The sequence below is a fragment of the Pandoraea aquatica genome (genome assembly GCF_902459565.1).
Classification (GTDB): Bacteria; Pseudomonadota; Gammaproteobacteria; order Burkholderiales; family Burkholderiaceae; genus Pandoraea; species Pandoraea aquatica.
Genome location: NZ_CABPSN010000002.1, coordinates 682,315 through 701,861, shown reverse-complemented (window position 1 = coordinate 701,861; position 19,547 = coordinate 682,315). Strand labels below are relative to the sequence as shown.

The following is a 19,547-nucleotide window of genomic DNA, read 5'->3' as shown; positions in this document are numbered from 1 at the left end:
TCTTGCGACGCTGCAACGGCGTCGTCTCGTCCTTCACAAGGCCGCGCATGGCCTTGATTCCCCTGCCAAATTCCGCGTCCCGCAATGTCACTCGACGGGCCGCATCAGCGCCATGCCCCGGGCACTTTCCCATCGCGCTTTTTAGAATGGCCCGCACATTTAACGCGCATTAACGCTTCGTCCTGCAGCGCTGCCACTGCACTGCTGCTGTCGTCGCCTCCCCCCGAATGCCGCCGCCAAGGGCGCGTTGCCATCGCGTGCATCGCCCTTTCTGCACTCCATGCCATTGGGAACCGGAGCACGATGAACAAGCACCTCTATCGATTGGTCTGGCGGCATTGCCGCGTCGATGTCGTCCCCGTGCCGGAAACGGCGCATCAGAATGCGGGCGCTCCGGCCTCGCGTGTGCGTCGTGCAAGACGGTTTTCAATGTTGCCCGTGGTCGCGCCAACGCTCTCGCTCACGCGTGTATGTCTGGCCTGCTTCATAGTGCTCGGCGCGCTGGCACCCGCCACGTCCTGGGCAACTTGCACGGCAGCGGGCAACGTCGTGACGTGTAGCGGTGCCGCGAATCCACTCGCGCCGTCCTATGCGAATGCGGCAGGCAACTTGCAGGTCACCGTCAACAGCAGTGCCGGTGTCGGTGTGCTGCTCGGCGTCGGTGGCACGGCGCTGTCGCTCACGGGGAGCAACGTCACGCTCGTGAACGGCGGCACCATCGACCCTTCATTGCTCGGTGGCATCGGGTTGCTCGCGTCGGGCACTGTGATCGGCAACGGCAATGCCAGCGGCAGCACGCAAACGGTGACGAACAACGCGATCATGCGGGGCACCGTGGGGGTGCTGGGCGTCAGTCTTCCTGGGCTGACCGGTCTGGCGCTGACGGTGCAGAACGCCACCGGCGGCACTACGACCATCAACAACAGCGGCACGCTTGGGGCCACGCCCATTCTTGGGGTCACGCTCACGGGGAACGGCAGCGCACCGGTGGCGGTGGCGTATGGTGGCGCGGGCGTCAACTTCTCCAACACGGGGACCATTCTCGGACGCGTGGCCTTTCAACCCAACGGCACGACGGGTGCGGGCAATACGTTCAGCAACGAAGGCACGCTAAGCGGCAGCGTGTCGCTCGGCGCGAACAGCAACAACACATTCACGGCTGTCACCGGCTCGACGTTCAACGACGGCGGCAGTACCGGTATCGGCGCGCTTCCGGTCGTTGGCTTCAATCTCGGCTTCGCCGCGGCGGGCGTGGTCGACGGTGGCGCAGGCGGCACCAACGCGCTGGTGCTTCGCAATTCCGCTAACAACGCGACTACGACAGGCACCGGCACGCTGAACGGCGCGAGCTACGTGAACTTCACGAGCGCCACCGTAAACGGCGGCACGTGGACGCTCACTGGTCCGCTGGCCGTCACGTCGACAACGCTCAACGGTGGTCTCGCGGTTTTCGATAACGCGGGCAGCTTCGGCACCGGTTCGCTCACGGTCAACGGCGGGGCCATGCAAGCGTCCAGTGCAGGGCTCACGATTGCCCTTCCGACGACGTTAGGCACCAACGGCCTCTCCGTCTCGGGGGCCAACCCGCTAACGTTGGGCGGTGTCGTCAGCGGTACCGGCAGCGTGTCGCTGGGAGGGACGGGAAGCCTGTCACTCTCGGGCATCAACACGTACTCAGGCGGGACATTTCTCACGAGCGGCACGCTCGTCGCTGGCAGCAGCACGGCACTAGGCAGCGGCACGATTCAGGTATCGGGCACCACCGGTGTGCTCGACGCCAACGCACCGGTGTCGCTCGCCAACACGATTGCCATCGGTGGCGGCAGCACGTTGACGCTCGGCGGCAGCGCGCCGTTCACGCTGTCGGGTCTGATCGGCGGCAGCGGCAGTCTGGCCAAACAGGGCGCGCAGACCGTCACGCTGACAGGGGCCAATACGTTCAGCGGCGGCGTCAATGTCGTGGCCGGAACGCTGGCGTTGTCGGGCGCGGGCAGCTTGCAAATCGGTGGCACCCCACTTGCACTTTCGGGGGCCGGTGCAGTCTTCGATATGTCGGCCGCGAACGGCGACAGAACCGTTTCGGGACTGTCCGGCGTGGGTAACACGCAAATCGCACTCGGCGCCAACAATCTGACGCTCGGCAGCAGCACCGCCAGCGCATTCGCGGGGGCCATCGGCGGCACAGGCGGCATCGTGAAAACGAATGCCAACACACAGACGCTGCGCGGTGCGAACACCTTTACCGGCGGCACTCGAATCAATGCGGGGGGCATTACGCTGGGCGCTGGTGGCTCACTCGCCAGCACCGGTGCGGTGTCTCTGCTCGGCGGCGGCACCACGTTCGATATCAGTCAAGCGTCAGCGCAAACCATCGGCGCATTGTCCGGCATCGCCAACACGTCGGTCGCGCTCGGCAACAACGCGCTGACGTTCGGCGATGCGACCAATCAGACGTTTGCCGGGGCGTTCACCGGTAGTGGCGGGAGCCTCGTCAAACAAGGCACAGGTGTCATGACGCTGACCGGCACAAGCACTGCCGGGGGCGGTATCAACGTGCGTGCAGGCACGTTGACACTTCAGGGGGCCGCGTTCGCCAACGCCACACCGCTTGCGCTGACAGGCAGCACATCGACGCTGGATCTCTCCACCGCGGCGAACATGACCTTCGGTGCGCTCTCCGGCGTAACCGGATCGACGGTGCTCATCGGCAATCAGACACTCACTGTCGGAGATGCAGGAAACACGACGTTCGGTGGCACGATTTCCGGATCCGGCGGCCTCATCAAACAAGGCACCGGTTCGCTGCTGCTCTCCGGTGCGCAGACGTTTACGGGCGGCATAGACGTCGCAGCAGGACGCCTCGCGCTTCAGGGAAATAATGCGCTGGCAGGCAGCAACGTCGTCACGCTCGCAGACGGTGCGACGTTCGACATCGGCGGCGCAGGGCCGGTCTCCATCGGCTCGCTCATCGGCACGGCCAACAGCCAGGTCACACTAGGCAGCAACACGCTCGCGCTCGGCGATGCGGCGAGCCAGACGTTCGCGGGCAGCCTCGGCGGCACAGGGGGCATCGTCAAACAGGGCACAGGCACACAAACGCTGACCGGGCAGAACGCCTTCACCGGTCAGATCGCGATCAATCAGGGCACGCTCGCCCTTGGCGGCACGGGCACGCTGTCCGCGAATCCGGTGAGCATCGCGGGCGGAGCGGCACTCGATATCAGCGGCGGTGAAAATCAGACGATCAGCGCACTGTCGGGTGCCGTCGGCAGCACGATCAATCTGGGCGACAACACGCTCTCCTTCGGTGACAACACCAACCAGACCTTCGCGGGCACGCTGACGGGCACCGGTGGCGGCATCGTCAAGTTCGGGACGGGCACGCAGACCATTACCGCCCAACAAACGTTTACGGGCAGCGTTGTCGTGGGTGGCGGTTCGCTCGTCATTGGTGCGGGGGGCGGATTGTCGGCGCAGAACGCCGTGACGCTCGGCGATAGCTCGACGTCGCTGGACATCAGCGCCGCCGGTCCGCAGACCATCGGTTCACTTAGCGGCGGTGCAGCGCAGGTGCAGTTGGGCGCGAACACGCTGACCTTCGGCGACAACACAGGGGAATCGTTTAACGGCAGCATTCACGGCACCGGGGGGCTGGTCAAGCAAGGCGGCGGCGTGCAGACACTTGGCGGCGCGAGCGACTTCTCCGGCGGCGTGACCGTCAATGCCGGTGGGCTGCAACTGGGCAACGCGAGTGCGCTCGGTACGGGAGCGCTCACGCTCGCCGATCAGACCACGCTCGACACGACGCAAGCGCTGACGCTCGCCAACAACATCACACTCGGTGGCACGTCTGCGGTGCTCGGCAGCGCGGATCTGACGTTGGCCGGTGCCGTAACGGGGAATGGTGCGCTTCAGAAGGCGGGGGCAGCGACGCTCACGCTCGCTGGGGCCGGTAGCTGGACGGGAGGTACCACCATCAACGACGGGGTGCTCGCACTCGGCAGTGGCGGCTCGCTGGCGTCGCAAGGCGCGGTCGTGCTGGGCGGCCCGACAGCAACGTTCGACGTTAGTGGCGTGGGCAGGCCGCTGACCATCGGCGCGTTATCGGGCACCGGCGGAACACTCGCGCTTGGCAACACCATGCTGGCCTTCGGTGACGCCACCGACCAGACACTCGCCGCCACGATCACCGGCACGGGCGGACTCGTCAAACAGGGCACGGGCAAACAAACAATCACCGCGACGCAAATGTATGTGGGTGCCATCGCCATCGCCGATGGAACGCTGGCACTGGGCGGCGGCGCAGCGCTTCAAGGGGGTAATGCGCTCTGGCTCAGAGGCGCTAACAGCGTGTTTGATATCAGTGGTGGTGCGGCGTCGACCCTCGGCACGCTCAATGGCGTGACCGGCAGCGCTATCTCGCTGGGTGGGCAAACGCTGACGTTGACGTTGTCCAACTCAAGCAGCGCGACATACAGCGGCGCGATTCACGGCACAGGCGCACTCGTCGTCTCAGGCCCCGGCGTACAGACGCTCTCCGGTGCCAGCGATTTCTCCGGCGGGGTGCGCGTCGGGTCTGGTGGACTGGTCGTCGGTAACGATCTCGCGCTGGGCACGGGGGCCACGACCTTCGGCAACAACGTGACGCTCGACAGCACACAGTCCGTCACCCTCGGCAACAGCGCCACGCTGCTCGGCACGCTGACCGTCCTCGGCAGTCACGACCTCACACTCAATGGTGCGCTGTCGGGAAGCGGTGGCATCACCAAGTTGGGTGGCGCGACGCTAACACTGGGTGGCAGCAACACCTATGCGGGCGCGACAACGATCAATGCGGGCACGCTGGCGCTCGGGGCCGGTGCGTCGCTCAATGCCACCGGCACCGTGAGCGTCGCCAGCGGTGCAACGCTCGATCTTTCCGCCGGGAACGGCACACAAGTGATCGGCGCAATCGACGGTGCAGGTACCGTGAACATCGGCGCACTCGTCACCGAAATTGGCGGCACAGGCAACGATACTTTCAGCGGCGGACTCACCGGCACGGGATCGGTCGTCAAGATCGGCGCGGGCACCGAGACCCTCACAGGACAGAACACCTACACAGGTGGGACCGTCGTTCAGGCCGGGACGCTGGCCCTCGGCGGTGCGGGCACCCTCGCTACGAATGGTGCCGTCACCCTTTCGAACGCAGGATCGACGTTCGATATCTCGGGAGCCATTGGGCCGCGCACCATCGGTGGACTTTCCGCCGATGCGGGCACGCAGATTCTATTGGGGGCCAACACGCTCACGTTCGGTGACGCGACGACCCATACCGTCGCGGCGATCATCAGCGGTGCAGGCGGTCTCATCAAGCAAGGCACCGGCGCGACGACATTGCTCGGCGCGCAACAGTACACCGGTGCCACCACGATTGCGGACGGCACTCTCGCGCTCGGGGCCGGGGCTAGCCTCGCGCCGGACGCGTCCGTGTCACTGACCGGGCCGGGTGCAGTGCTCGACCTCAGCGCAGCAGGGAATCAATCGCTGGGGCATCTGTACAGCGTCGGCGGAAGCATCGGCGGCAGCGTCGTGCTGGGCGGCGGCAGTTCGCTGACGATCGGCAACAACGATAACGACACGCTCGCGAGTGCCATCTCCGGGACCGGCGCGCTGATCATGGACGGCAGCGGCAGGCTCACGCTCGGTGCGCAGAACACGTTCACCGGGAACGTCAGCGTCAATAACGGCACGCTCGCTCTGGATGCCAATGGCACGCTGTCGAATGCCAACGACGTGACGGTCGCGTCCGGCGCAACACTCGATGTGAGCGCCGCCACGACGCCCGTCATCGGATCGCTGAGCGGGGCGACAGGGAGCACGGTCGACATCGGCACGCAGACGCTCACGCTGGGCAGCGCCAATAACGCGACCTTCAGCGGTGCACTAGGTGGCACCGGCGGTCTCATCAAACAAGGCAGTGGCACGCAAACGCTGAACGGCGGTGTCGCATTGACGAGCGACGTCCGTATCGACGCGGGCACACTATCGCTTCGCAACGGCACGCAGCTCGGTGGCAAGAACGCCAATCTCAACGGCGCGACGGCTGTCCTCGACCTCTCCACAGGCCCCAATCAGACCGCCGCGACCGTGAGTGGTGTCTCAGGCAGCGCCCTCAACCTCGGCGGCACCACGCTGACGCTTGCGGACGCTGCGGGTAGCGCGCTGGCGTCCGACATTCACGGCGCAGGGGGCAGTCTCGTGAAGCTCGGCAGCGGTGTTCAGACGCTTTCGGGGAATAGCGATTTCACCGGTGGCGTCAACGTTCAGGCGGGCGGCATTTCCGTGGGCAGCAACACGGCGTTGGGCACCGGCACAGTGAACTTCGCCGATGGGACATCGCTCGACGCCACACAGGCCAGCACGCTCGGCAACCAGATCACCCTCGGTGGCAATCTCAACGTACTCGGCACGAACGATCTCACGCTTAACGGCGCGATCAGCGGCGCAGGCGGCATCACGAAGAACGGCGCAGCCACGCTCACGCTCAACGGCCAGAACACGTACGCCGGAGCAACCAACGTCAACGCCGGGACGTTGGCGCTCGGCGCGGGTGCCAGTCTGAATGCAGCGGGCGTCGTCGACGTGCAGACCGGCGCGACCTTCGATCTGTCGGCGGGCAACGGCACACAAACGTTCGGCGCACTCACCGGTGGCGGCAACGTCAACATGGGCAGCAACACGCTGGAGGTCGGCGCGAGCGGGTTGAACGAGACGTACAGCGGCGGCGTGATGGGCACCGGTAGTCTGGTGAAAGTGGGGGCCGGCGTCGAGACGATGACCGGTTCGAACACCTTCACCGGTGGCACAGTCGTGCAGGCCGGGACACTGGCACTCGGCGGTGCCGGAACGCTCTCTCCCACCGGCGCAGTCACACTACAGAACGCAGGCGCAACACTCGACATTTCCGGCGCGAACGGCAATCGCGCGATCGGTTCGCTGACGGCACAGGCAGGCACCAACGTCACGCTCGGGAGCAACACGCTGACATTCGGCGATGCGTCGAGCCACACCGTCAGCGGTACGATCAGCGGCACAGGGGGCATCGTCAAGCAAGGCAGCGGCACGCAAACGCTCCTCGGTCAGCAGCAGTTCACCGGCACGACCACCATCGCAGACGGCACGCTCGCACTTGGCGCGACCGGTCAGTTAGCCAACGGGGCGAACGTCGCGATCACAGGTGCCAATGCCACGTTCGATATCGCGGCGGCCGGTAATCAGACGCTCGCGACGCTGGCAGGCACAGGCGGTACCGTGAACGTCGGTGGCAACACGCTGACGTTCGGGGACGCGAGCAATCAAACGCTTGGCGCAGGCTTCGCCGGCACGGGCGGTATCGTCAAAGCCGGTGCAGGCACGCAAACGTTGACGGGACAGAGTACGTTCACCGGTGGCATCGACGTGGCCGGCGGCACGCTCGCGCTGGGGGCAGGTGGCTCGCTTGGCGGCGCGAACGACGTCACGCTTGCTGGGGGGACCGCGCTCGATCTCTCCGGGGCTATGGCACCGGTCACAGTCCGGGGACTCGACGGTGCCGCCAACACCACGGTCTCGCTCGGCGGGCAATCGCTCACGCTGGGTGGCACCGCGAACAACGCCTTCGACGGCAGCATCACCGGCAGCGGTGGCATCACGAAGCAAGGCAGCGGCACGGTAACGCTTGGCGGGAGCAACACGTTCTCAGGACTGACAACCGTGTCCGGCGGAACGTTAAAGCTGGGGGCCTCTGGACGTCTCGCCAACACCTCGGGCATATCGCTGAGCAACGCAGGCGCTACGCTCGACGCATCCGCCACAACAGCACCGCTCGTTCTTGCAACGCTGAACGGCGGCACTGGCACACAGGTCATTCTCGGCAGCGGTGGGCTCACGACCGGCGACAGCGGCAGCCACGTCTTCAACGGCACGCTGTCCGGCGCGGGTGGGTTAGTCAAGAACGGGAGTGGTTCGCTGTCGTTGGGGGCGGCCAACACGTTCACCGGGGGCACGACGTTGAATGCGGGCACGCTGACCGTCGGCAACAACGCATCGCTCGGCACCGGAGGTCTCGCCGTGAATGGGAGCGGTGCACTCAGTGCCAGTGCGCCGGCGACGCTAGCGAACGGCATCACACTCAACAACGGATCGACGCTGTCCGTCGGCGGCACCGCACCACTAACATTGGGTGGGAGCGTTTCCGGTAACGGCGGGTTGTCGCTGAACAACCCACAGGGCGTCACGCTCGGTGGGTCGAACACATTCACTGGCGGAACGACCGTGAACGGCGGCGGCGTCACTGTCACGTCGCCCGGCGGGTTGGGCACCGGCGAGCTGACTGTCGCGCAGGGCAGCGTAACGACACAAGGCGTCAACGTCACATTGCCGTCGCTGAACGGCACGACTCAAGGCGGACTCACGATTAACGGCGGTTCGGTGTCGGTGGCGTCGGGCAATTTCTCCGGCAGCGTTTCCGGCACGGGCGACCTCACCAAGACCGGCAGCGGCACGCTCACGTTGGGTGCGCAAAATCCGTTGTCGGGACCGACGACCGTCGCCGGTGGCACGCTGAATATCGGTGGACTGCCCAACTCTCCGGTCACCGTCCAAACGGGCGCGACGCTGGCAACACCCGCACCGACAAGTGCCGGTGGCTCGGGCGCAGGCGCACAGACCGGACCGCTGACCGGCGCAAGTGGAAGTCAGATCGTCGTCAGTGCGCCGGGGTCGACACTCAGCGTCGGCGGCAACCTCACGCTCGCACCGGGGTCGACGTTGCAGGTCAACGCAGCACCCGGCACAGCGCCGAGTCAGGTCAGCACCACGGGCAGCGCCACGGTCGGCGGCAGCAATCTCGTCGTGAATGCAGCACCGGGAACGCAACCGGCCGATGCCTCGGGGGCCGTCATCGTCTCGGCGACGGGCGGCGTCTCCGGGCAATTCGCATCGACGTCCACCAACCTTCTCTACCTCACACCACAGGTCAGCTACACGCCGACATCCGTGCTGCTGACGTTCGCACCGAACGGCACCCCCCTGCCCGCCGGTGCCGTCACACCGAATCAGCGCTCGGTCGCCGCGGCGGTCGCCTCGCTGGGCACAGGCAGTGCGCTCTATCAGGCAGCACTCGGTCTGACGGCCGCCACCGCGCCCGCGGCTTTCGAAAGTCTCGACGGGAGTCTGCACGCTTCGGTGGCGTCCATGTTGCTGGGTCAGTCGCAGATCGCGCGCGATGCGGTCTCGCAGCGATTGCGCGACAGCCTCTCGCTGGCACTGGAATGTGATGCCGCCCCATCGAACGACGAACGCGCGAGCAACAACGTGACGTCACCGAATCGAGGCGACGATTGCCGTTCGCAACCGCGTGCGACGCAGGCATGGGCATCCGTCTACGGCAATGACGGACAGATGCGTAACCGCTCTGTCGCCGATGGCGGCTCAGGTGCCGCAACGTTGCATCGCCGAGGCATGGGGGTGCTCGCCGGGGTGGACGCGCCCTTCGCCTACGCATGGCGCGCCGGCGTGTTCGGCGGACTCGGACACAGCACGTTCAACACGGGCGCGAGCGCATCGGGCAACAGCAACGACGCGCAGATCGGCGCTTATGTGAATCGGCGCTTCGGTCGTCTGGGTGCCACGGTCGGCGGCGCATACGGCTGGCAACAGATCAGCTCGCAACGCGCCGTCGCCATCGGTCCCATCGCACAGACGGCACGGGCGAAATACGACGCCGGTGTATGGCAAGTGTTCGGCGAGGCGGCGTGGCGTCTCGATGTTGGGCGCGTCAGCGTCGAACCCTTCGCGAACATCGCTTACGCACGCGTGCGCACCGACGCCTTCGATGAATCCGGCAGCATTGCCGCGCTCCATGCCGACGAACAGTCGCACGGCATCACGTTCTCCACCGCAGGCCTGCGCGGCGAAATCCCCTTCGCTACGGGGACCGGGCTTGCTGCGTCGGGACGCTTGCGGTTATCGGCCGGGTGGCGTCATGCCTATGGCGCGAACACACCGGACATGCAACTGGCGTTCTCGGGATCGTCGGCGGCCTTCACCGTGGGGGGCGTGCCGATTGCGCGCGACGCGGCAGTCGTCAGCGCCGGTATCGATGCCTTCGTCGGCGATGCCGTCACGCTCGGCGTGAGCTATTCGGGTCAGTTCGGCGGCAAAGTCAGCGACAACTCGGTGTACGGCAACGTCAACTGGCGCTTCTGATGTGTCCTGTCGTGGGGACTCGCTTGTAACGACGGCCTCCGGTAAGCTCCGAAGTATTGCGCGCCCGCCCGCTCACCACGAGCGGCGCGCGCTTACTCGATCAGTATCGGAGGCCGTCCCCCCATGCCGTCCTACAACATTCGCTTCAAGCGCGCCTACGACGCCCCCGACGCTGCCGACGGTCAACGTGTTCTCGCCGACCGTCTCTGGCCGCGTGGGCTAGCGAAGGTCAAGGCGCACATCGACTTCTGGGCAAAAGACGTTACGCCAAGCACACCGCTGCGCAAGTGGTTTCATGAACATCCCGAGGCGTTCTCCGAGTTTCGTCAGCGCTTCCTCGAAGAACTGGCAACGCTGGATGCCGACCACAACGCCATGCTGACCGAACTGCGCGCACGTCTGAAGGAAGGGCCGGTCACGCTGCTCACGGCGGCGCATCGACTGGAAGACGACGAAGCGCATACGCACCTTCACGTCCTCCGTGACTTTCTTGAGTCGCATTGACGCCTCCCGAAGTTCACCTGATAAAACATCATATCGCGGTGTAGCACAGCATTCCGCTGCTTAAAACGACGCGCCGCGTCGTCAGCCCTCCTGAAACCCGCATGACGCCTCGCCTCCACCATCAACGGGACGAGCAGCATCGGAATTTGCTATAAACGCACAAAGCGTCATCTGCTGCTTCGTCTGCGCTTTACCTTGGTATCCCGGTTCCCCAGTTCCCCGGTACCCCGTGCTGCACCTCTTGCCGTACCTCGTTCGCTTACTCTCGCTGCCGCGACGGCAGCGTCATGCCTCATGCTCGTTCCACTGATCGTTGCCTGCGCGCTGTTCATGGAGAACATGGATTCCACCGTGTTGTCCACCTCGTTGCCGTTGATCGCGAAAGATCTCGGCGAGAGCCCGATCACGCTCAAGCTCGCCCTCACGACGTACCTCATCAGCCTCGCGGTCTTCATTCCGGTCAGCGGCTGGATCGCCGATCGCTTCGGCACACGCAACGTCTTCCGAACGGCCATCGGCGTGTTCGTCCTCGGCTCGATCTGCTGCGGCATCTCGACCAACTTGCCGGAACTGGTGATCGCGCGCTTCGTGCAAGGCATGGGCGGCGCAATGATGGTGCCCGTGGGGCGGCTCGCATTGCTCAAATCCGTGGAGAAGCGCGACATGGTGCGCGCGCTCAACTACCTCACGATCCCGGCGCTCGTCGGCCCGGTGCTCGGCCCGCCGCTCGGCGGCTTCATCACGACGTACTGGCACTGGCGCTGGATCTTCTTCATCAACATCCCCATCGGCGTGCTCGGGTTCATTCTTGCGACGAAGTTCATTCCCGATCTGTATGAAGACGAAGTGCCGCCGCTCGACGTCAAAGGCTTCCTGCTCTCGGGCTTCGGGTTGTCGATCCTGATGCTGGGCCTGTCGACCATCGGACGCCACCTGATTCCGACACCGCTTGCCCTCGGACTGGTCGCCATCGGTGCCGCGCTGATCGTCGCGTATCTGCGTCACGCGAAGGGGATTGCGCATCCGTTGTTGCGGCTCGATCTCTTTCGCATTCCCACGTTCCGCGCCGGTGTCGGTGGCGGCACGCTGTTTCGCATCGGCGTAGGCGCGACACCGTTTCTCTTGCCGCTGATGCTGCAGCTCGGCTTCGGTATGACACCGCTGGAGTCCGGCGCGCTGACCTTCATTTCGGCCGCTGGCGCGATGTTTATGAAAACGCTTTCGCTGCGAATTCTTCAGCGCTGGGGGTTCCGTCGTGTGCTGATGACGAATGCCGTCATCGCAGCGGCGACCATCGGGGGCTACGGGCTCTTTACGGACCAGACGTCGCATCTGGTCATTCTCGGCACACTACTGTTCGGCGGCTGCTTCCGTTCGCTGCAATTCACGAGTCTGAATGCGATTTCCTATGCGGATGTGCCCGCAAATCGCATGAGTCAGGCGACGAGCCTCGCCAGCGTCGCACAGCAGATATCGCTCACGCTCGGGATTACGATTGGCGCGGCGGTGTTGCAGACGTCCTCATGGCTGCATGGGCGCGACCATGTGACGAACGTCGACTTCCCGTGGGCGTTCCTCGTCGTTGGCCTGATCGCCGTCAGCTCGACGATCTCGATTGCGCGGCTTTCGCGCGATGCAGGCAGCGAGCTGGCACAGCGCACCTGATACGCTTCAGGAACGCACAAAAAAAGCCCGAGACTTCATGTCCCGGGCTTTTTTGTTTGTGCGATGCGCCACGTCTAGCGACGCGGACTTCATCAACGCAACTTCAACGCCCGAATCCGCAGTAACGCGATCATGCTGATCACCGCCGCGCCCATCAGGTAGAAACTCGGCGCGAGTTTGCTGCCGGTGACCTGTATCAGCCAGGTGATGATGAACGGGGCGAAGCCGCCGAAGATCGTGACCGCCAGGTTGTAAGCGATCGACATACCCGTCGTGCGGGTTTGCGTCGGAAACAACTCGCTGAGCAGTGCAGGCATGCCGCCGTAGTACGTCACGCTCACCAGCCCGATACCGATCTGCATGGCGATCATGGTGCCGAACGTGGCATGAAGGTCGAGCAGGTAGAACGCCGGCCAGGACAGCAGCAGGAACACCACGGCCGCACCGAGCATCATGCCCGTGCGTCCGTGCTTGTCCGACAGGTGCCCCACGATCGGCGCGCCCACGGTCTGAATCACGCCGGTGGCGATGATGGCCGTGAAGACCGTCGACGCCGAAACACCGAGCTGCTTGACGGCATACGTCGGCATGAACAGGATCAGGTAGGCCGAAACCGTGGCGAGCACGACGACACCGATGGCGAGCGACAGGCGCTCCTTCTGGCTCGAGAACGTATCGGCCAGCGGCGATTGTGTGGTCTCGGCCGCCACGAACTCGGGCGTCTCGTCCATGTGCGTGCGGATGTAATACGCGACCGGGCCGATCATCAGGCCGAACAGGAACGGGATACGCCATCCCCAGCTTTGCATCTGGGCATCGCTCAGACTGCTCGTGAGCACGGCCCCGAAGACCGATGCCAGCAAGGTCGTCATGCCCTGACTCGACGACTGCCAACTCGCATAGAAGCCTCGCCGCGACGGCGCTTGCTCCGCGAGATACGCTGTGGCACTGCCGTACTCCCCGCCGGCTGAAAAGCCCTGGATCATCCGCGCGAGCACCAGACCGATCGGCGCAAGCACGCCAATGGATGCATACGTCGGCATCAGGCCGATGATGAGTGTGCCGACCATCATCAACGTGATCGACAACGTGAGTGCGGCCTTTCGGCCGGCCTTGTCGGCATAAACGCCGAGCACGATCGCGCCGAGCGGGCGCATGAAGAACGACACGCCAAACGTGCCCAGCGTGAGCAGCAGCGACACGGTCGAGTCGCCCGCCGGAAAAAACAGCCTGGAGATCGTGACGGCGAAAAAGCCGTAGACGACGAGGTCGAACCATTCGAGGGCATTGCCGATGGTGGCGGCCGCGATGACCCGCCACGCAGGCGTGGCCGGCTTCGCATCGGCCGACATTGCGAGAGACGCATTGTTCATTGCGATTCCTTGAAGTGCAGAAGACTTGCCGAATCGAGGGTGACACGACACCGACGAGATGCCGCGCCGACCCAATGGATCATCAACCGCGCGAGATGATGCGTGACGACGCACGCGCACCCGAAAGCGGGCGCAGCATCACGTCGCCGACAGCCCGCAAAGCGCCTGAAGCACGGCAACCCGGCTTTGGCCGAGCACCATGCCCTTCCACACGTCGTGATCGCAATAGAACGCGTCGCGCACGCGCCGACGCAACGCCGTCGCGACGTCGGTCGGCGCGTCCGGATGCGCGCGCAGCCAGGCTTCGCCGCGCAACGCGCCGACGACAGCCTCGAACGGCTGCGTGCCGTACTCCATCGCCATCAGGGTCGGGCGCGATTCGGGGCAGCACGTGTAGATCGTCGAAGCAAGCTGGCCCGTCACGTCGACCGACGCCGACGTGCCTGCAAACGGCACCGCGATGTCCGCGCCCCACCATTGCCGGGCGCGATCGACTTCCTGCTCGTTGCGCCGACCCGCGAAGATCTTCTCGCCGTGCCCCTGCGGCCCGAGTCCGGTGTGGTAGTCGATCCAACTGATGTCCGCGAAGCTTGCGGCCTGCGTGCGCAGGACGTGCGAGACAGTCCGCAACGAACGGCTTTGTGCCTGACCACCGTAGAACAGGCCACCGGCGTGCGTGTACTGCCCGCTGGAAACCGCGCTGCGGAAACGTTGTACGCCGTGGCGTTCGATGTACTCGGCGATGGCGCGCTCGTTCTGCGGCGTGGGCGGCCATTCGCTCGGCACGAGCCAGTCGTGGACATCGGCATAGTCGGCGTTGACCGGTAGCGGTTGCGCGCCGAAGGCCTGCGCGTTGCGATTCAGGTCGATGTTGTCTTCGTTGGTACGACTCCCCCACGAAAAACCATACGGATTCACCGCGTGGATCAACAGCAGAGCCACACCGGACTCGGCGGCTCGTGCGAGCATCGGCGCGTCGTCAAGCAACGCCACCTGACAACCCGAGCCGCAATGCCCCTCGGCGCCGTGCGTGGCCGACGTCAGGATCAGCAGGCGGCGGGCGTTCGGCGGCGCGATCATCGCCACGTCGGTCGACAAGGCTTCGCCCTGCGCGCCAGTGGCGTCGACAGGGTACGAATCGATCTGGTCGGTGTGCCGTCGTGCTGCGTTCAGAAAACGCTCACGCGCCTCGGCGTAGGTCGAAGAAAAGTAACGCTCGGTGTCTTGCGATGTCGTCATCCCCATCCTCCTTGCCCGCCCACCGGCCGGGCCGGTGCAGGTATCGGTTGTTGTCGTGACTCGTCTGCGTCGCCGTACCGTGCCACCGGAGAGGGCGGCACGTGATACGTCGGCAGACGGGTTACGGGGATCTTATCGCTGCGCCCCTATACCCAAAAGATAAGAAATATATTCCGGATATCAGTATTTCTTATCGCATGAGGCGGGCGAATCAACAGGAGGTGATCGTCATGCGCAGCCGTCTCAGACGTCGGCCGCCGTGAGACTCGCCGCCGCTTCCGAGAGGCAGTTCATCAGACAGCGCGCCGCCGGCGTGGGCTGCGACGCCGGCCGTGTCGCGAGGGTCAGCCACGCCATCGGCAGCGGTTCGGTGGGGTGAAACAGGCTCAGGTTCGCGATGCGCTGGCGCCGGTCGAGCACCACACGCGAGAAGATCCCGAGCGCGTCGGAGTTCTCCATGATGCTCAACGCCGTCACGATCGAGCGACACGAGATCACGTCTTGCGGCGGGTTCAGGCGATGGTCCCGGAACACGCGACTCAGATAGTCGGTCGCACTGTCGCCAATGCCCGGTACGAGCCACAGGCTGTCGCGCAATTCCGCAATCGACTTCGCGCCGCGCAGCGGATGCCGCTTGCGACCGACCACGACCAGTTGCATGGGCAGCAGCACGGTGCGCTCGAATCCGTCGGCGGCACCGCCTTCGAGTTCGGTCAACACGGCGAAGTCGAGACGTCCGGCTTCCAACTGGTCTTGCGTGTGGGGGGGAGCGGACTCGCTGATCGTGAGTTCGACGCGAGGCATGCGCTCGCGAAAGCGCTGCAACGCCGACGGAAACAGGGACAGCGCTGCGGTCGACGAAATCGCGATATTCAGGCTGCCGCCCGCACCGTCGCGCATCTGGTCAAGCTCATCTTGCGCCTTGCGCGCTTCCTCGAGAATCAGATGGGCACGCTTGAGCAATGCCTGACCGAACGGCGTGAGTTCGATGCCCTTGCTGCCGCGATGCAGCAGGTGCGTGTCGACGTTGCGTTCGAGCTCGCGCATGATGCGTGTGACCGCTGGCTGGGACAGACCGAGCACGCGCGCTGCACTGCGAATGCTTTGCTGCTGGGCAACGATAGTGAAGGCGTGCAGATGCTGAAGGTTCATGCGGGCGTCTCGCGCGAACGCCAGCCGGTGTTGGGTGCCGGCCGGCGCATCGTCTCTGTTTTGTTTCTGTTTTCCTGAGCGGCATCGAGGTGCCGGTGATCAGGAAATGATATCGCGAGACACGCGAGTCCCCGTTTTCCGTTGCATGCCTGTCGGGATCAGGCCGACACCGTCTCGCCCTCGCGACGCGTGAGCTTCGGGCCGACGCCGGGCTTGACCTGGAGCATGGCGAACACGCCGACCGCCGTAGCAACGGCCGTGGCAATGAACATCGACGAATAGCCGTACTTGGCCGACAGAATCCCGGCGAGCGTGGGAGCAAGCACCGAGGCAATGTTGGCGATGAAGTGCATCAGACCGCTGAACGTGCCCACGCGCGTGGGTGCCGTGTCGATCACCACCGCCCAGTACACCGAGTTCGGCAGGGCATTCAGCGCGTTGCCTAGCGTCATCAGCGCGATCACGGCCCACACGCTTTGTGCCTGCGACACCATCAGGAAGCACAGCGTCGTGCAGGTCAGCGCGGCAGCCGCGAACCAGCTGCGGGCGATCACCAGCTTGCCCGTCTTGCGATACAGCCAGTCCGAGATGCGACCGCCGAGCAGCACCGTCACACACGCGCCCGTCCACGGAATCATGCCGATATACCAGAGCGACGACAGCGTGAAATGGAATTCGTCGGCAAGATACTTCGGCGTCCACGTGAGCAGCATGAAGTTCACGTAGATGAAGGCAAAGTAGCCGATCGAGTTGAACACCAGCGTCTTGCTCTTGAAGAAGCTCCACCACGGCATATCGCTCGCGGCCGCAGCGGCGGACGTGTTCTGTGCCGGACGTCCCGCCTGAATCAGCGCCACTTCAGCGGCGTTCACGCGCGGGTTGTCTTCGGGACGATTCGTGTAGACGCGCGCGAACAGCGCAATCAGCACGAAACCCGCAATGCCGAGCACGACATACATCGTGCGCCAGCTATCGGTCAGCAACAGCAAGCCGACGGCCACCGGTGCCGTGAGCAGCGCGCCCAGCGGCGTGCTCAGCAGACCGATCGACACGGCGAAGCCGCGCTCCGACGGCGACGCCCATGCGGACATCGTCTTGTTGATGATCGAGTAGGCAGGTCCCTCGGCGAAACCGAACAGCACACGAATCGTGGCGAACCCGGTCAGTGCCGAGCCTCCAAACACCGCGATCCCGATGTCGCCCGCCCAGATCATGGCAATGGCGAACGCCGACCATGCAATGCCGGCAATCACCCATACCTTCTTCGCGCCCAGGCGGTCCGCCAGTGCGCCGCCGAAGAGCGCGCCGAACATGTAGCCGTAGCCGAAGTAGCCGAGCACGGCCCCCCAGCCCGCGCGGTCGAAGCCGTATTCGGCCGTGATCTGCCCGGCGGAATACGAAATTGCGCCGCGGTCGATGTAGTTCACCAGGGCAATGACCACGATCAGCGCGAATACGGCGAACCGGTATCGCGTCGCTCCAGCGGCCGGATGGCCCACGGTTGTTGGTTGCATGATGTCTCCTCCATGTCGGATCTGTGCGAAGCACTCGATGCCCTTCGCAAACGATTGTCGATTATATATAATGCACAATGCATATCAACTGAAATCAAAAATCCAGCCTCCACCATGTCCAATTCACTTCCCGTGGTTGCCGTCGCCTCGCTTGGCGGCACCATCAGCATGACGCCCTCCGACGCCGCAGGCGGCGTCGTCCCCACGCTGGATGCCACCCAACTGGCGCGCTCGGTGCCCGGTTTGTCCGAGGTCGCGACGATCACGACGGCGTCGATTCGTCAGCTTCCCAGCGCGTCGCTGCGCTACGACGACCTGATGGAGGTGCTTGCCTGGGCCGAGCAACAGATCGCGGCAGGCGCCGTCGGTGTGGTGCTCACCCAGGGCACCGACACGCTGGAGGAGACGGCATTCCTGCTGGACTTGTTCTGGAAGCTGCCCGCACCGCTGATCCTGACCGGCGCGATGCGCGCACCACAGGCGGCCGGTGCCGACGGTCCCGCAAATTTGCTGTCGGCCGTGCGCACTGCGATCCATCCCGACAGTGCCGGCAGGGGTGTGTTGGTGGTGATGAACGACACGGCGCACTATGCGCGTTGGGTCAGCAAGGGCGATTCGCTGGCGGTTCAGGCCTTCGTGTCGCTCGACGGCGGCGTTGCTGCACGCCTGGTGGAAGGTCGTCCGACGTTTTTCCACGCTGCCCCGGTGCGTGCGCAGCCGTTGGCACGACCGGTCCGGGCGTGGCCGAAGGTGGCTTTGTTGAGCGCCGTGCTGGGCGACGAGGGAGAGCTTGCCGAGCTGGCCGTGCGAGCGGGTTATGAGGCCGTGGTGATCGCGGCGCAGGGCGCGGGCCACGTGTCGTTCGGCTTCGCCGAGCGTATCGGCGAGTTGACGCAAAAGGTCCCGGTGGTGATCGCGAGCCGGGCAGCGGGTGGCTCGACGGCGTCGCAAACTTACGGCTACGTGGGGGCGGAAATCGATCTGGTCCGACGCGGGGCCGTGATGTCCGGCTGGCTCTCAGGACTCAAGTCACGGCTGCTCGTGACGGCGCTCCTTGCCTCGGGCGTGGCACCCGGTGCAGTAACGGAGGCCCTGACGAATTGGAGTAAACTCACGCGTCGATAATCCTCACACCACACCGCTTTGAAAAGCACGTCCTCCGCATCTGCCAGCGTGTCCGGCACGTCTGGCCGCCGCCGTCTCACGGCATATCAATATGCCATCGAGACACTGCGCACCGAGATTCTGCAAGGCAAGCTCAAGGCGGGCGACCGCCTGCGGCAGGACGACCTCGCGCGCCGTCTGGAGATGTCGACCACGCCGGTGCGCGAAGCACTGCGCACGCTCGTCTCCGAGGGGCTGGTGTTCTTCGACGTTCATCGCGGCGCGGTGGTGCGTGGTCTGACGGTCGACGACGTCAACGAGCTCTACCGATTGCGAAAGACGCTCGAACCGATGATGGCCGAGCAGGCGATGGCCACGATCAGCGAAGCGGACCTCACGCACGCACAGGCGCTTCACGCGGAAATGCTCGCCACGCAGGATGTCGTGAAATGGACCGAGCTGAATCAGGCGTTTCACGCAGCACTGTGGGCATCGCAGGACGAATCCCGTCTGGCGCATCTCATCAAGACGTTACGCGATGCGTCCGGCCCTTACATTGCGCTGTCGCTGTACATGCGGCCGGTGCACGTCGAAGTCAGTAATCTCGAGCACCAGCAGATGCTCGACGAGTACCGTGCACGCGACGTGGCCGCCGCCAAGCGGCATACGGAAGATCACCTCGACGCCACGCTGCGCATCATCGTCAAGGCCATCGAGCAGAGCGAAGCCGAAGCGGCCGCCAACGACTGATCGCCTCATCGGCGGC

Annotated in this window: 9 protein-coding genes; 5 read left to right on the top strand and 4 right to left on the bottom strand. The window is 64.8% G+C overall.

Annotated features, from left to right (window positions below; genetic code table 11):
• Window positions 1-303: 303 nt before the first annotated feature.
• The 3 genes from PAQ31011_RS08720 (at window position 304) to PAQ31011_RS08710 (ending at window position 12,399) form a co-directional block, all read left to right on the top strand.
• The gene (locus tag PAQ31011_RS08720; RefSeq protein ID WP_174990025.1) at window positions 304-10,230 is read left to right on the top strand and encodes an autotransporter-associated beta strand repeat-containing protein; all 9,927 of its coding nucleotides are present in this window, start codon (window positions 304-306) and stop codon (window positions 10,228-10,230) included.
• Between the two features lie 123 nt (window positions 10,231-10,353).
• A complete protein-coding gene (locus tag PAQ31011_RS08715) occupies window positions 10,354-10,734 on the top strand; it encodes a DUF488 domain-containing protein (RefSeq protein WP_150575422.1) in 381 nt (126 codons plus the stop codon).
• Window positions 10,735-11,028: 294 nt separating this feature from the next.
• On the top strand, window positions 11,029-12,399 hold the full coding sequence (locus PAQ31011_RS08710) for an MFS transporter (protein ID WP_150575421.1): 1,371 nt from the start codon (window positions 11,029-11,031) through the stop codon (window positions 12,397-12,399).
• A gap of 92 nt (window positions 12,400-12,491) precedes the next feature.
• Here the strand turns inward: PAQ31011_RS08710 and PAQ31011_RS08705 are convergent, their stop codons facing one another.
• The 4 genes from PAQ31011_RS08705 to PAQ31011_RS08690 form a co-directional block, all read right to left on the bottom strand.
• Window positions 12,492-13,772: an MFS transporter gene (locus PAQ31011_RS08705; RefSeq protein WP_150575420.1), complete on the bottom strand. Its 1,281-nt coding sequence runs from the start codon at window positions 13,770-13,772 to the stop codon at window positions 12,492-12,494.
• Window positions 13,773-13,910: 138 nt separating this feature from the next.
• Entirely contained in the window at window positions 13,911-15,011 is a 1,101-nt protein-coding gene (locus tag PAQ31011_RS08700; RefSeq protein WP_150575419.1) for a M14 family metallopeptidase, read from the bottom strand.
• Window positions 15,012-15,254: 243 nt separating this feature from the next.
• Window positions 15,255-16,163, bottom strand: coding sequence for a LysR family transcriptional regulator (locus PAQ31011_RS08695; protein ID WP_150575418.1), 909 nt, complete (start codon window positions 16,161-16,163; stop codon window positions 15,255-15,257).
• Between the two features lie 158 nt (window positions 16,164-16,321).
• Complete coding sequence (locus PAQ31011_RS08690) at window positions 16,322-17,677, bottom strand: MFS transporter (RefSeq protein ID WP_150575417.1); 1,356 nt, start codon at window positions 17,675-17,677, stop codon at window positions 16,322-16,324.
• A gap of 114 nt (window positions 17,678-17,791) precedes the next feature.
• Here PAQ31011_RS08690 and PAQ31011_RS08685 point away from each other — a divergent pair, with 114 nt between their 5' ends.
• Both PAQ31011_RS08685 and PAQ31011_RS08680 read left to right on the top strand, forming a co-directional pair.
• Entirely contained in the window at window positions 17,792-18,802 is a 1,011-nt protein-coding gene (locus PAQ31011_RS08685) for an asparaginase (RefSeq protein WP_150575416.1), read from the top strand.
• An 18-nt stretch (window positions 18,803-18,820) separates the two neighbouring features.
• On the top strand, window positions 18,821-19,531 hold the full coding sequence (locus PAQ31011_RS08680) for a GntR family transcriptional regulator (RefSeq protein WP_150575415.1): 711 nt from the start codon (window positions 18,821-18,823) through the stop codon (window positions 19,529-19,531).
• The last annotated feature ends 16 nt before the right edge of the window (window positions 19,532-19,547 follow it).

Coding starts and splice junctions, on each gene's coding strand:
- PAQ31011_RS08695 (WP_150575418.1), bottom strand. CDS start 16,163: ATGAACCTTCAGCATCTGCACGCCTTCACTATCGTTGCCCAGCAGCAA.
- PAQ31011_RS08710 (WP_150575421.1), top strand. CDS start 11,029: ATGCTCGTTCCACTGATCGTTGCCTGCGCGCTGTTCATGGAGAACATG.
- PAQ31011_RS08705 (WP_150575420.1), bottom strand. CDS start 13,772: ATGAACAATGCGTCTCTCGCAATGTCGGCCGATGCGAAGCCGGCCACG.
- PAQ31011_RS08690 (WP_150575417.1), bottom strand. CDS start 17,677: ATGCAACCAACAACCGTGGGCCATCCGGCCGCTGGAGCGACGCGATAC.
- PAQ31011_RS08715 (WP_150575422.1), top strand. CDS start 10,354: ATGCCGTCCTACAACATTCGCTTCAAGCGCGCCTACGACGCCCCCGAC.
- PAQ31011_RS08685 (WP_150575416.1), top strand. CDS start 17,792: ATGTCCAATTCACTTCCCGTGGTTGCCGTCGCCTCGCTTGGCGGCACC.
- PAQ31011_RS08720 (WP_174990025.1), top strand. CDS start 304: ATGAACAAGCACCTCTATCGATTGGTCTGGCGGCATTGCCGCGTCGAT.
- PAQ31011_RS08700 (WP_150575419.1), bottom strand. CDS start 15,011: ATGACGACATCGCAAGACACCGAGCGTTACTTTTCTTCGACCTACGCC.